At 62.7% G+C, this 12,711-nt stretch carries 15 protein-coding genes; 7 read left to right on the top strand and 8 right to left on the bottom strand.

The genetic code is table 11. The annotated features are described in order from the left end of the window. Nucleotides 1-281, bottom strand: a 281-nt coding sequence (locus B2V21_RS10585) for a phosphoribosyltransferase family protein (protein WP_286916818.1), incomplete at its 3' end; no start/stop codon positions are given. 172 nt (nucleotides 282-453) lie between these two features. Between B2V21_RS10585 and upp the strand changes: the two genes are divergently transcribed. Continuing rightward, nucleotides 454-1,092: a uracil phosphoribosyltransferase gene (upp, locus tag B2V21_RS10580; RefSeq protein ID WP_286916817.1), complete on the top strand. Its 639-nt coding sequence runs from the start codon at nucleotides 454-456 to the stop codon at nucleotides 1,090-1,092. A 3-nt stretch (nucleotides 1,093-1,095) separates the two neighbouring features. After that, the gene (locus B2V21_RS10575; RefSeq protein WP_286916816.1) at nucleotides 1,096-2,358 is read left to right on the top strand and encodes a uracil-xanthine permease family protein; all 1,263 of its coding nucleotides are present in this window, start codon (nucleotides 1,096-1,098) and stop codon (nucleotides 2,356-2,358) included. Nucleotides 2,359-2,405: 47 nt separating this feature from the next. Here B2V21_RS10575 and hemH read toward each other — a convergent pair whose 3' ends face one another. Both hemH and B2V21_RS10565 read right to left on the bottom strand, forming a co-directional pair. Beyond that, nucleotides 2,406-3,431: a ferrochelatase gene (gene hemH, locus B2V21_RS10570; protein WP_286916815.1), complete on the bottom strand. Its 1,026-nt coding sequence runs from the start codon at nucleotides 3,429-3,431 to the stop codon at nucleotides 2,406-2,408. A 34-nt stretch (nucleotides 3,432-3,465) separates the two neighbouring features. Continuing rightward, a complete protein-coding gene (locus B2V21_RS10565; protein ID WP_049861197.1) occupies nucleotides 3,466-4,368 on the bottom strand; it encodes a TIGR01777 family oxidoreductase in 903 nt (300 codons plus the stop codon). Between the two features lie 207 nt (nucleotides 4,369-4,575). Between B2V21_RS10565 and B2V21_RS10560 the strand changes: the two genes are divergently transcribed. From B2V21_RS10560 to phrB, 5 genes are all read left to right on the top strand, one after another. Further along, nucleotides 4,576-5,607, top strand: a complete 1,032-nt coding sequence (locus B2V21_RS10560; protein ID WP_286916814.1) for an NAD(P)/FAD-dependent oxidoreductase — start codon at nucleotides 4,576-4,578, stop codon at nucleotides 5,605-5,607. Further along, entirely contained in the window at nucleotides 5,604-5,828 is a 225-nt protein-coding gene (locus tag B2V21_RS10555; protein WP_122742539.1) for a TIGR02450 family Trp-rich protein, read from the top strand. The genes B2V21_RS10560 and B2V21_RS10555 overlap by 4 nt, the downstream gene beginning before the upstream one ends. A gap of 125 nt (nucleotides 5,829-5,953) precedes the next feature. Continuing rightward, complete coding sequence (locus B2V21_RS10550) at nucleotides 5,954-6,916, top strand: YbgA family protein (RefSeq protein WP_286916813.1); 963 nt, start codon at nucleotides 5,954-5,956, stop codon at nucleotides 6,914-6,916. Further along, nucleotides 6,906-7,817, top strand: coding sequence for a MerR family transcriptional regulator (locus tag B2V21_RS10545; RefSeq protein ID WP_286916812.1), 912 nt, complete (start codon nucleotides 6,906-6,908; stop codon nucleotides 7,815-7,817). The genes B2V21_RS10550 and B2V21_RS10545 overlap by 11 nt, the downstream gene beginning before the upstream one ends. A gap of 20 nt (nucleotides 7,818-7,837) precedes the next feature. After that, nucleotides 7,838-9,259, top strand: coding sequence for a deoxyribodipyrimidine photo-lyase (phrB, locus tag B2V21_RS10540; protein ID WP_286916811.1), 1,422 nt, complete (start codon nucleotides 7,838-7,840; stop codon nucleotides 9,257-9,259). 73 nt (nucleotides 9,260-9,332) lie between these two features. On the opposite strand, the gene B2V21_RS10535 is transcribed toward phrB, so the two are convergent. The 5 genes from B2V21_RS10535 to B2V21_RS10515 all read right to left on the bottom strand — a co-directional run. Further along, nucleotides 9,333-9,851: an acyloxyacyl hydrolase gene (locus B2V21_RS10535; RefSeq protein ID WP_049861191.1), complete on the bottom strand. Its 519-nt coding sequence runs from the start codon at nucleotides 9,849-9,851 to the stop codon at nucleotides 9,333-9,335. Between the two features lie 116 nt (nucleotides 9,852-9,967). Further along, the gene (gene murI, locus B2V21_RS10530) at nucleotides 9,968-10,759 is read right to left on the bottom strand and encodes a glutamate racemase (protein ID WP_286916810.1); all 792 of its coding nucleotides are present in this window, start codon (nucleotides 10,757-10,759) and stop codon (nucleotides 9,968-9,970) included. Next, nucleotides 10,752-11,507, bottom strand: a complete 756-nt coding sequence (locus B2V21_RS10525) for a molybdopterin-synthase adenylyltransferase MoeB (protein ID WP_286916809.1) — start codon at nucleotides 11,505-11,507, stop codon at nucleotides 10,752-10,754. Before B2V21_RS10525 ends, murI begins: the two co-directional genes overlap by 8 nt. Next, nucleotides 11,501-12,331: a peptide chain release factor N(5)-glutamine methyltransferase gene (gene prmC / locus B2V21_RS10520; protein ID WP_282349493.1), complete on the bottom strand. Its 831-nt coding sequence runs from the start codon at nucleotides 12,329-12,331 to the stop codon at nucleotides 11,501-11,503. Before prmC ends, B2V21_RS10525 begins: the two co-directional genes overlap by 7 nt. A gap of 3 nt (nucleotides 12,332-12,334) precedes the next feature. Then, nucleotides 12,335-12,711 (bottom strand): peptide chain release factor-like protein (locus tag B2V21_RS10515; RefSeq protein WP_286916808.1); only part of this gene is annotated, 377 nt, incomplete at its 5' end.

Here is a 12,711-nt window from a genome sequence, read left to right as displayed (position 1 = left end):
TCCGGCTTGGCCTTCCAGAACAGGTCGCCACCGCGGGTGTCGTTGCGATAGCGGGTGGCGTGCAGGTACGACGCCTCCAGCGGGAAATTGAGGTGAGTCAGCAGCTTGCCGGAGAAGATCAGTCCGCCGTTCATCACACAGAACACCACCGGATTGCGCTCGGCCAGTTCAGCGTTGATCTGCGCGCCAACCTTGGCGATGGCGGCCTCGACCTGGGCTTCTGTATATAGGCAGTCGGCCTCTCGCATGACTTGACGGATGTGCTCGAGATCAGCGGACATGGCGCTCTCCAAGGGGGGCGGTGGAAGAAAAGCGGGCAAAGGTACGCACACACCCGGCACGAATCAAGCACAATCCAAGGTTTCATGTACTAACGTGCAGCATGTCTATAGGACACCTCGATACAATAGATTAATCTACCGCCGTTTTTTTGCCCGTTCGGAGCCTTTCCCCATGCCTATCCGTGAGATCCGCCATCCGCTGATCCGCCACAAGCTCGGCCTCATGCGCCGTGCCGACATCAGTACCAAGAACTTCCGCGAACTCGCCCAGGAAGTCGGAGCACTGCTCACCTACGAGGCTACCAAGGATCTGCCCCTGGAAAACTACGAGATTCCAGGCTGGGCCGGCCCGGTGCAGGTCGAAAAGATCGCCGGCAAGAAAATCACCGTAGTGCCCATCCTGCGCGCCGGCATCGGCATGCTCGACGGCGTGCTCAGTCTGATTCCGGGCGCCAAGGTCAGCGCTGTTGGCGTTGCACGCAACGAAGACACGCTCGAAGCGCACACCTACCTGGAGAAGCTGGTACCCGAGATCGACGAGCGCCTGGCGATGATCATCGACCCGATGCTGGCCACCGGCAGCTCGATGGTTGCCACGATCGACCTGCTGAAGAAGGCCGGCTGCAGGGAAATCCGCGCCATGGTGCTGGTGGCTGCTCCCGAGGGCATCGCCGCCGTGGAGAAGGCGCATCCCGACGTGCAGATCTACACCGCCTCGATCGACGAACGCCTGAACGAACACGGCTACATCATCCCCGGGCTGGGCGATGCCGGCGACAAGATCTTCGGCACCAAGCAGAAGGACGCCTGACCCATGCAGGACGAGTTCAACGATCCGCTGTGGCGGCAAGTACTGTCCGGCGCGCAGATGCTCTTCGTGGCATTCGGCGCGCTGGTATTGATGCCGCTGATCACCGGCCTGGACCCGAACGTGGCGCTGTTCACCGCCGGGTTGGGCACGCTGCTGTTCCAACTGGTGACGGGTCGTCAGGTGCCGGTGTTCCTGGCATCGAGCTTTGCCTTCATCACGCCGATCATCTTGGCCAAGGGCCAGTTCGGCCTGGCTGAGACCATGGGCGGGATTATGGCCGCCGGCTTCGTCTACACCTTTCTCGGGCTGGCAGTGAAGATCAAGGGCACCGGCTTCATCGATCGCCTGCTGCCACCGGTAGTGATCGGGCCGGTGGTCATCTCCATCGGGCTGGCCATGGCGCCGATTGCCGCCAACATGGCGATGGGCAAGGCCGGCGACGGCACCGAGCTGATCCCCTACACCACCGCCATGTGGATCTCGATGCCGGCGCTGCTCACCACCATCATCGTGGCCGTGTTCGGCAAGGGCATCTTTCGCCTGGTGCCGATCATCGCCGGGGTACTGGTCGGGTTCGGCATGTCCTTCGCCTTCGGTGTGGTCGACACGGCCAAGATCGCTGCAGCCTCGTGGCTGGCGCTGCCGCACTTCACCGCGCCGGCGTTCAACTGGCAGGCCATCCTGTTCATCGTTCCGGTAGCCTTGGCGCCGGCCATCGAGCATATCGGTGGCGTGATCGCCGTAGGCAGTGTGACCGGACGTGACTATCTGAAGAAGCCCGGCCTGCACCGTACCCTGCTCGGCGATGGCATCGCCACCACCGCTGCCGGGCTGTTCGGCGGCCCGCCCAACACGACCTACGCGGAAGTGACTGGAGCGGTCATGCTGACCAAGAACTACAACCCCAAGATCATGACCTGGGCCTCGATCTTCGCGATCAGCCTGGCCTTCGTGGGCAAATTCGGCGCGCTGCTGCAGAGCATTCCGGTGCCGGTGATGGGCGGCATCCTGTGCCTGCTGTTCGGCTCCATTGCCGCTGTGGGCCTGAACACCATGATTCGCCACAAGGTCGACATGGCCGAGGCACGCAACTTGGTGATCGTCTCGGTGACGTTGGTGTTCGGTATCGGTGGTGTGCTGGTCGGCACCGGGACCGGGCCTGACGATTTCGGCCTCAAGGGCATTGCCTTGTGCGCCGTGGTGGCCATTGCCTTGAACCTGCTATTGCCAGGGCACGGCGACTGGAAGAAGACAACTCAAGCCTGAGCCTGGCCGGGAGCACCGCAGCGGCGCTCCCGGCTTTCGACTGACCGTTACAGCATCAACGGCGCCCGTTCGCACAGGGTATTCAAGGCTTCACCCCATTGCGGGTGATCGTTGAGGCACGGCACCAGCACCAACTCCTCGCCGCCCGCCTCGCAGAACTGCTCGCGACCGCGGTCGCCGATCTCCTCAAGGGTCTCGATGCAGTCGGCAACGAAGGCCGGGCACATCACCAGCAGTTTCTTTACGCCTTGTTTGGCCAATTCGTCGAGACGAGCCTCGGTGTACGGTTCGATCCACTTGGCCCGGCCCAGTCGGGACTGAAACGACACCGACCAGCTGCCTTCGGCCAGCCCCATGCGCTCGGCGAAAGCGCTGGCCGTGCGCAGGCACTGGGCGCGGTAGCAGACGGCAAGCACTTCAGAAGGGGCATTCTGGCAGCAGTCGGCGGTACGCAGACAGTGGCTGCCGGTCGGGTCGATCTTGGTCAGGTGCCGCTCGGGCAAGCCATGGAAGCTCATCAACAGATGATCATGGGGCTGCGCCAGGTAGGGCTTGGCACTGGCCACCAGTGCATCCAGGTATTCGGGCTGGTCATAGAACGGCTGCAACACGCTGAACTGCATCGCCAGCTTGCGCTCGCGCACCACCTTGCGAGCCTGCTCGATGACCGTGGTCACAGTGCTCTGGGCGAACTGGGGATAAAGCGGCGCGAGGGTCACCTTCTGCACACCCTGCCCGGCCAGACGCGACAATGCCGTGTCCAGCGAGGGCTCGCCGTAGCGCATGGCGACCTCCACCGGGCCATGGCGCCATTGCTCGGTCATGATCGCTTGCAGGCGCCGGGTCAGCACCACCAGTGGCGAGCCTTCGTCCCACCAGATCGAGGCATAGGCATGGGCTGACTGCTCGGGGCGCTTGATCAGGATCAGCGACACGATCAGCCGCCGCACCGGCCACGGCACGTCGATGACATAGGGGTCCATCAGGAACTGGTTGAGATAGCTACGTACATCGGCCACTTGGGTCGACGCGGGCGATCCCAGGTTGACCAGCAGCAGGGCGTGATCGGTCATGCAGCATCCTATTTCCAGATTCTGTGGTTAGAGCTCAAAGCCGTCGGGACAGTTCGGTCAGCGCGGCAGAGAGTTCGCTGTAGCGAAACGTGAACCCGGCCGCCTGCAACGCCACGGGGCGCGCACGCTGGCCGCCGAGCAGCAGCCCCGACAGCTCGCCGAGCCCGGCCTTGAGCAACAGCGATGGCAGCGGCAGAAAAGCCGGTCGATGCAGTACGCGTCCCAGTTGCCGAGCGAATTCGCGATTGCGTACCGGTTCCGGCGCGCAGGCATTATAGGGACCGCGGCACTGAATCTTGTGCAAGAGAAAATCAATCAGGGCGATTTGATCGTCGATGTGAACCCACGGCATCCATTGCCGACCACTGCCGATCGGGCCACCGAGCCCCAGCTTGAACGGCAGTGTCAAACGCTTGAGAAAGCCGCCCTGGCTGGCCAATACCAGCCCGGTACGCACCAGCACCACGCGGATACCCAAGGCTTCGGCGCGCAGGGCGGTTTCTTCCCAGGCGATGCACAGGTGACTGGCAAAGTCTTCCTTGACCGGTTGCGACGTCTCGTTCAGCTCGCGTTCGCCGCCGTCGCCATACCAGCCTACCGCGGAGCCGGAAATCAGTACCTCGGGGCGTTGCGCGCGGCTTTCCAGCCAGGCCAACAGACGCTCGGTCAGGGTGATCCGGCTGCTCCACAGCAACGCACGGCGCTTGGCCGTCCAGGGCCGATCGGCAATCGGTGCGCCGGCCAGATTGACCACCGCGTCGACCGTTTCGTCGCCGATTTCTTCAAGCTGCGCCACGCCCCGCACACTGGCCCCGCACAGCTGTTTGACCTGCCCCGGCTGGCGACTGAGCACGGTCAGCTGATGCCCTTGGCCCACCCAGTGCTGGCAAAGCTTGCGGCCAATGAGCCCGGTGCCGCCGGTCAGCAATATGTGCATAAGGTTTTCTCCAATGTGGCGTTGCGTCTGCAGCGCTAGTCTATTTTCAAGAGAGAGGCACTTTCCCTACTCGGGGCTCTCTCATGAACCATAGGACACCTGAGCGAAAAGGATCCCGTTAACTTATACTTATTAAGACTTTTGTACAGGTTTGTTTGTTCCGAACACACGTGTGCATAGCGCTTACGAAGCTGTTACGAGGGCACTATGAGTTTATTTGCTGGGAGTTTATCTGCTGGAAGTTCATCTGCCGCGCCTGTCCCCATCGCGATCATTGGCACCGGCATGGCTGGGCTGTCGGCTGCGCAGGTTTTGCGCAAGGCTGGCCATACCGTGCATCTCTTCGACAAGGCACGGGGCGTAGGCGGCCGCATGTCCAGTAAGCGCAGCGAGGTGGGTTCCATCGACCTTGGCGCACAGTACTTCACCGCTCGCGACCGGCGCTTCGTGGCGCAGGTCCAGCAATGGCAGGCCGAAGGCTGCGCACAGCCGTGGTCACCTTCGCTGTACAACGCCAAGCAAGGTCGCCTGAGCCCATCGCCCGACGAACAGGTTCGCTGGGTGGGTACGCCACGCATGAGCGCCATCGCCAAGGCCATGGCTGCCGACCTCCCCGCGTTTTTTTCCTACCGAATCGCCGAGGTGTTCAAGGGCGAAGAATTCTGGGAACTGCTCGATGCCGAGGGCACCAGCCATGGACCCTACAGCCATGTCGTGCTCGCTGTGCCCGCGCCTCAGGCAACTGCCTTACTGGCCAGCGCACCGAAGCTCGCCACCCAGGTGGCCGGCGTCAAGATGGACCCGACCTGGTCGGTGGCACTGAGCTTCGATATGCCGCTGGATACCCCGATGCAAGGCTGCTTCGTGCAGGACAGCCCGCTGGACTGGCTGGCGCGAAGTGGCAGCAAGCCCGGACGCGAGGACAGCAGCGACACCTGGGTGCTGCATGCCACCAGCGCATGGAGCAAGCAGCACATCGACCTGTCCCGCGAGGCAGTCATCGAGCAGCTGCACGGTGCCTTCGCCGAACTGGTCAGTTGCCCGATGCCCCCACCCAGCCTGAGCCTGGCCCATCGCTGGCTCTACGCGCGCCCGGCCCAGCCCCATGAATGGGGTGCATTGGCCGATCCCGACCTAGGCCTGTACGTCTGTGGCGACTGGTGCCTGTCGGGCCGCGTCGAGGGCGCCTGGCTCAGCGGCCAGGAGGCCGCGCGGCGCCTGCTCGAGCATCTGCAATGAACGCTCGACACCGGCTCAATCCGCGCAAGCTGATGCTGTCGAAGTGGACCGCCGTACGCCCGGTCAACCGCGAGAAACACTTTCTGGTGAGCGAGGTGTTCTGCGACGACGAAGGCGTCGTGCTGGAAGTAGAGCTGCAAGCGGTCCTCACCCACCGTGCCCAGCGCTTGCCGTGGCAAGCGCTGCAGGACATGCAGACCTGGAAGATGGGCTGGCAGTGAGAGGCAGCCCCGCTTTCCGCCTGCGAATACCTGTACAAAGAATTTAGCCTGTACAAATCCGGATTTATGATGAAACTATGCTGTACAGCGTTGTCAGTATGTACAGGTTTCAGAAGAGGTCCGTCATGCAAGAGCCCAGCGTCAGCAAACCCAAGATCGGTATCAGTGCCTGCCTGCTCGGTGCGCCTGTGCGCTATAACGCCGGGCACAAGGAATCGCGCTGGTGCAGCCGGATTCTGGTCGAGCACTTCGAGTTCGTCCCGGTCTGCCCCGAGGTTGCCATCGGTCTGGGGACGCCCCGCGAGCCGATTCGCCTGGTCGGTGACAAGGATCACACCCAAGCGGTCGGTACCGTGCACCGTGACATCAACGTCACCGCCCCGTTGGCTGCCTACGGCGAACAGATGGCCGGTGAGCTGACCGATCTGTGCGGCTACATCTTCATGCAGAAGTCGCCCTCCTGCGGCCTCGAACGGGTGAAGATCTACCGCGACAACGGCGCCCCCCAGCGCGAAGGTGGTCGTGGTATCTATGCCCAGGCCTTCTGCGCACGCCATCCGGACCTGCCGGTGGAAGAAGAAGGTCGCCTGTGCGACCCGGTGTTGCGGGAAAACTTTCTGGTACGTGTAGGCGCCTACGCCCAGTGGCAAGCGTTGCTGGCTGAAGGCTTGACGCGCCGTGGCTTGACGGAATTCCACTCGCGCTTCAAATATCAGCTGATGGCCAACAACCCGCTGCAATACAAGGTGCTGGGCAAACTGTTGGGCAGCATGGGCCGCGGTGACGCCGAGCAGATCGGCCCGCGCTATTTCAGCGAGCTGATGCAGGCGCTCAAACGCTGTGCCACGCGTGGCACCCATAGCAACGCGTTGCAGCACATCAGTGGCTACCTCAAGCGCGATATCGATGCTCAGGACAAGCAGGAACTGCAACAGCTGATCAATCAGTACCGCGAGGGCATCGTTCCGCTGGTGGTGCCGATGACCTTACTCAAGCACCTGTTCCGTATTCATCCGGACCCTTACATTGCCCAGCAGACCTACCTGCAACCGCACCCTGAAAACCTGAGCTTGCGCAATGCCATCTGACGCCAACGGCACCGACTGGCTGCCGATCCGCGAGGTCACCCGGCAGACCGGTGTGCACCCGGTCACCCTGCGCGCCTGGGAACGGCGCTACGGCCTGATCGTGCCGCACCGCACGGCGAAGGGCCATCGTCTGTACGACTCAGCGCAGATCGCCCGGATCCACCATGTGTTGACTTGGCTCAACCGGGGCGTTGCCGTCAGCCAGGTCAAACAGTTGCTCGACGCGCCGCGCGATGCAAGGCCCCAGGTGCAGAACGACTGGCAGCAACTGCGCCAGACACTGGCCCAGGCCATCAGCGACATGGCCGAGCGGCCGCTGGATGATCTGTTCAACCAGGCCATGGCGCTGTATCCACCGGCAACCCTGTGCGAGCAGCTGTTGCTGCCGTTGCTGAACGATCTCGAGCAACGCTGGGCCGGCCAGTTCGGTGGGCAGATGGAGAAGGTGTTTTTCCACGGCTGGCTGCGCAGCAAGTTGGGCACGCGGATCTATCACAACAACCGCCAACTCGGCGGTGCGCCCGTGGTGCTGGTCAATCAGGCCGACGTCACGCCGGACCCGTACCTGTGGCTGGGCGCCTGGCTCGTCAGCAGCAGCGATTGTCCCGTGCAGGTGTTCGACGCGCCGCTGCCGGCAGGTGAACTGGCCTTGGCGTGCGACAAACTCCAAGCCCGCGCCCTCATGGTCTATGCCGACAAGGCGCTCAACCTGGCCACGCTGGGTCGGCTGCTGGTCGGCTGCGCCTGTCCCAAATGGCTGGTGGGCTCGGCCGTGCTCATCCACCGCGCCGCTGCGGGCGACGGCCCTCCCCCGATGGCCGACCTGAACCTGGCGACCGATCCGTTGCACGCCCAGCAATTGCTGCAAGCGTCCGGCGTATTGGTCGACCGGCAACCCTGAATTCGAACGATGAGGCCCCCATGCAATTGATCTGGCTGCGCAGCGACCTGCGAGTGCACGACAACCCCGCCCTGGCGGCCGCCTGCGAACAGGGCCCGACCGTGGCCGTGTTCCTGTTGAGCCCCAAGCAATGGCTGGAACACGATGACTCGCCGAACAAGGTCGATTTCTGGCTGCGCAATCTCAAGGAGCTGAGTGCCAGCCTCAAGGCCTTGCACATTCCACTGCTGCTGCGTGAGGCAGATACCTGGGACAAGGCGCCCAAGGTGATTGCCGCGCTGTGCGCCGAGCACAAGATCGAAGCCGTGCACTGCAACGACGAATTCGGCGTCAATGAAAACCGCCGCGACGAAGCGGTGGAAGCCGCCTTGGCCAAGGCGGACATCTCCCTGCACCGCTACCTCGATCAAGCATTGTTCACGCCGGGCAGCGTGCTGACCAAAGGCGGCACCTACTTCCAGGTCTTCAGCCAGTTCCGCAAGGTCTGCTACGAACGCCTGCATCAGTCCGTTCCGGCGCTGTCAAAAAAGCCTCGCGCGCAGAAGCCGGTGCACATCGCCGCAGACAAGGTTCCCGACCAGGTCAAAGGGTTCGCCACGCCCGACGAAGAACTGCGCAAGCGGTGGCCTGCCGGTGAAAAGGAGGCGCACAAGCGCCTGGACACCTTCACCGATCAACCGATCGAAGACTACAAGGTCGAGCGTGATCTACCGGCCCACCCCGGAACCAGCCAGATCTCGGCCTACCTGACCTCGGGCGTGGTTTCCCCGCGCCAGTGCCTGCACGCGGCGCTCAACAGCAACCGTGGCGAGTTCGAGAGCGGCAACGTCGGCGCGGTGACCTGGATCGGCGAGCTGATCTGGCGCGAGTTCTACCGGCACATCATGGTCGGCTATCCGCGAGTGTCGATGCACCGGCCGTTCCGCGAAGAGTACGCCGCCCTGCCCTGGCGCAATGCGCCCAGTGAGTTGCAGGCGTGGAAGGAAGGCCGCACAGGCATTCCAATTGTCGATGCGGCCATGCGCCAGCTGGTGAGCACCGGCTGGATGCACAACCGCTTGCGCATGATCACAGCGATGTTCCTCAGCAAGAACCTGCTGATCGACTGGCGCGAAGGCGAGCGTTTCTTCATGCAGCACCTGATCGATGGAGACCTGTGCTCCAACAACGGCGGCTGGCAATGGAGCGCGTCCACGGGGACCGATTCGGTGCCGTACTTCCGGATCTTCAATCCGGTAAGCCAGTCGCAACGGTTCGATGAGCAAGGCGTGTTTCTCAAGCAGTGGCTGCCCGAGCTGGAAGGACTGGATCGCAAGCAGGTCCATGCACCGACCGCCGACGCACTCAAGCAGAGCGGCTATCCCCGCCCGATCGTGGACCTGAAGCAAGGACGTAAACGTGCCTTGGCGGCGTTCAAGAATCTGCCACGCAAAGCCAAATAGAAAAAGGTACTGGAAGACGATCGCGGGCAGAGGACCCTGCCCGCGCGACGGCCAATGCTGGCCGAGAAAAAGCTTACAACGGCATGCGGTAGTTCAGGGTGTAGGCTTCGATACCATCGTTCGGCTCTTTGATGCCGGCGTTGGAGTAGTGGATCGCTCTCACGCCCAGCTCGTGACCGCCGCCGAAGCGCACGCCGAAGCCGATGCGGTCTTCGAAGTTAAACGAGGAGCCCAGCTTGTTGCCTTCGATCTGAGTGTGAGCGAAAGCCGCGACGCCGATGCCGGCCTCGATGTAGGGCTTGATCGAACCACCGCCGAACTCGTAGACGAACACCGGAGCGAACGACAGGCTGTGGTTATCCTTGAAGTCCTTGCCATCCCAGTAGGTATAGCCAGCGTCCCAGTAGCCGGTCAGGCGACCGACGTCGGTCTGGAACCAGCTCTTGTCCCAATTGGATTGCAGACCAATGCGGTAGACCTGGGACGATTCGCCCGTCTCACCTGCAGAAAACGATAGGTCAGCCGCGTTCGCGGTTACCGATTGCCCCAACATCAAGGCTGCAAGCGCAGCCAAACTGAACAGTCTCTTCATGAGAAACATCCTACCGAATGCAGTTGTAAGAATTTTTGTCGAAAAAATGGACAAGCTATAGAAACCGGAGTTGGAACGTAAGTTCAGCGTTACACATCGATTTTTTCACATTTTTTTTACAACATGAATCTTTGCACATTGTCAGAAAAATTCCACAGCTTCGGCAGGACATTTCGGAAAATATCTACGGACCCGCTCGTCCAGAACTGTGCAGGTCGTGCCGGACCCTTGGCCAGAAGTGCTCCGCCGCTCAATAACCGTTGCAGTTGACGAGCCACCGCGGCCCCGGTGTCGACCAGCACTACGTCGGCCGGGACCAGGGTGGCCAGCAACGGCTTCAGGAAGGGGTAATGGGTGCAGCCCAGAATAAGCGTATCGCAACCTGCTGCGAGCAGCGGCTGCACATAGCCTTGCAGCAGCAGGCGCAGTTCCGGGCTGTGCAGATCGCCGGTTTCGATCAGCTCTACCAACCCAGGGCAAGGCTGGGTGATGACCTGAACTTCGTTGGCAAAGCGATCGAGCAGTGCCACGAATTTGGCGCTGCGCAGGGTACCGGTGGTCGCCAACACACCGACGATACCGCTGCAAGTGGCCGCAGCCGCGGGCTTGACCGCCGGCTCCATACCCACGATCGGCCAGTCGGGATAGCGTTGGCGCAGATCGGCCACGGCAGCGACCGTGGCCGTGTTGCAGGCCAGCACCAAGGCCTTCGCGTCTTGTTCGCGGAAAAATTGCGCGACCTGGACACAACGCTCGCGAATGAATTCCGGAGATTTCTCGCCATAGGGCATGTGGCCGGTATCGGCGACATACAGCAGCGACTCATCGGGCAACAGTCGCTCGATTTCACCCAGTACCGACAAGCCGCCGACACCGGAATCGAACACGCCGATCGGTGCTTCAGACATGCCGTGCGCTGCAGACCGGGCATTTGGGGTCGCGCTTGACCCGCATTTCGCGGAAATGCGTGCCCAAGGCATCGATCAACAGCAGCCGACCGACCAGTACATCGCCAAACTGTGCCAGCAGCTTCAAGGCTTCCAGCGCCTGCAGGCTGCCGACCAGGCCCACCAACGGGCCGACGACGCCAGCTTCGCTGCAGGTCAGCTCGGCATCGCTGCCTTCACCGTACAGACAGTGGTAGCAGGGGCTCTCCGGACGCCGCGGATCGAACACCGACAATTGCCCTTCCAGGCGGATCGCGGCGCCACTGACCAGCGGCTTGCCGGCCGCGAAGCAGGCCGCGTTCACCGCCTGACGCGTGGCAAAGTTGTCGGAGCAGTCGAGCACCAGGTCGACGGCGGTCACGGCGGCACTCAGTGAATCTTCATCCAATGCGTTGCGATGCGCGATCAGATCGATCTCGGGGTTGATCGCACTTAACCGGGCGATGGCCGAATCGACCTTGCTCACGCCGACCGAGGCGCTGTCGTGCAGGACCTGACGTTGCAGGTTGGTCACATCGACCGTATCGAAGTCCGCCAGGTGCAGCTCGCCGACGCCTGCAGCGGCCAGGTACATCGCCACCGGCGAACCCAACCCGCCCAGACCGACGATCAACGCGCGACTGTTCTTGAGCCTCAACTGGCCCTCGATATCGATTTGCGCCAACAGCACCTGCCGGCTGTAGCGCAGCAGCTCCTGGTCGGTCAGCACAGCAACCGTCCGAGCGTGATGCGTTCATGGCCGCCGAGATCGACGCGGCTCTCGATCTGCTCGAAATCATGCTGCGCCAGCAGCTCACGCACCACCGGCGCCTGGTCATAACCATGCTCCAGCAACAGCCAGCCGCCCGGCTGCAGGTGCCCCGGTGCCTGGCTGATGATCAGGCGCAGATCGTCGAGGCCATCCTCTCCGGCCACCAGCGCGCTGGCAGGCTCGAAGCGCACGTCACCGGCACTCAGATGCGGGTCGGCGCTGGCGATGTACGGCGGGTTGCTGACGATCAGGTCGAAACGCTCGCCCGGCAAGGCGCTGAACCAGTGGCTCTCCAGTACCCGAGCATTGCCCAGGTTCAGACGCACCCGGTTGCGCTCGGCCAACGCCACCGCGTCGGCGACACGGTCGACGGCAGTGACCTGCCAGGCACCGCATTCGGACGCCAGGGCCAGGGCGATTGCCCCGGTACCGGTGCCCAGGTCGAGCACCCGCGCCGAACGAGGCGGCAGCAACTGCAGCGCAGCTTCCACCAGCAGCTCGGTTTCGGGACGCGGGATCAGCGTGTGCGCAGCCACTTCCAGGTCGAGTTTCCAGAAACCCTGTTGCCCGAGGATGTAGGCAACCGGCTCGCCCGCCTGGCGACGACGCATGAAGTCAGCGAACGCATGAGCGGCTTCGCTGGGCACGATACGCTCGGGCCAGGTGTGCAGGTAGCTGCGCGACTTGCCCAGCGCGGCGGCCAGCAACAGTTCGATATCCAGGCGCGCGGTCGGTGATTCCGGCAGTTCGGCGGCGCGCAACAGGCTGGCAATGATGGTCATGTTCTATTCACCCAACGCGGCCAACTGATCGGCCTGGTATTCAGCCAGAAGCGGCTCTATCACTGCATCGACTCCGCCGGCCAAAACTTCATCCAGGCAGTACAGGGTCAGGTTGACGCGATGGTCGGTTACCCGTCCCTGCGGAAAATTGTAGGTGCGGATGCGCTCGGAACGATCGCCCGACCCCACCAGCAGCTTGCGCTCGCTGGCGATGGCATTGGCCGCGGCACTGCTCTGCATGTCGTTGAGCTTGGCCGACAGCCAGCTCATGGCACGGGCGCGGTTCTTGTGCTGCGAACGTTCTTCCTGGCACTCCACCACGATGCCGGTCGGCAAGTGGGTGATGCGGATGGCCGAGTCGGTCTTGTTGACGTGCTGGC

This window comes from Pseudomonas sp. UBA6276 (assembly GCF_002438365.1).
In the GTDB taxonomy this organism is placed as follows: Bacteria; Pseudomonadota; Gammaproteobacteria; order Pseudomonadales; family Pseudomonadaceae; genus Aquipseudomonas; species Aquipseudomonas coleopterorum.
This window is presented reverse-complemented; position numbering and strand designations above follow the sequence as displayed.

Coding starts and splice junctions, on each gene's coding strand:
- upp (WP_286916817.1), top strand. CDS start 454: ATGCCTATCCGTGAGATCCGCCATCCGCTGATCCGCCACAAGCTCGGC.
- B2V21_RS10575 (WP_286916816.1), top strand. CDS start 1,096: ATGCAGGACGAGTTCAACGATCCGCTGTGGCGGCAAGTACTGTCCGGC.
- hemH (WP_286916815.1), bottom strand. CDS start 3,431: ATGACCGATCACGCCCTGCTGCTGGTCAACCTGGGATCGCCCGCGTCG.
- B2V21_RS10565 (WP_049861197.1), bottom strand. CDS start 4,368: ATGCACATATTGCTGACCGGCGGCACCGGGCTCATTGGCCGCAAGCTT.
- B2V21_RS10560 (WP_286916814.1), top strand. CDS start 4,576: ATGAGTTTATTTGCTGGGAGTTTATCTGCTGGAAGTTCATCTGCCGCG.
- B2V21_RS10555 (WP_122742539.1), top strand. CDS start 5,604: ATGAACGCTCGACACCGGCTCAATCCGCGCAAGCTGATGCTGTCGAAG.
- B2V21_RS10550 (WP_286916813.1), top strand. CDS start 5,954: ATGCAAGAGCCCAGCGTCAGCAAACCCAAGATCGGTATCAGTGCCTGC.
- B2V21_RS10545 (WP_286916812.1), top strand. CDS start 6,906: ATGCCATCTGACGCCAACGGCACCGACTGGCTGCCGATCCGCGAGGTC.
- phrB (WP_286916811.1), top strand. CDS start 7,838: ATGCAATTGATCTGGCTGCGCAGCGACCTGCGAGTGCACGACAACCCC.
- B2V21_RS10535 (WP_049861191.1), bottom strand. CDS start 9,851: ATGAAGAGACTGTTCAGTTTGGCTGCGCTTGCAGCCTTGATGTTGGGG.
- murI (WP_286916810.1), bottom strand. CDS start 10,759: ATGTCTGAAGCACCGATCGGCGTGTTCGATTCCGGTGTCGGCGGCTTG.
- prmC (WP_282349493.1), bottom strand. CDS start 12,331: ATGACCATCATTGCCAGCCTGTTGCGCGCCGCCGAACTGCCGGAATCA.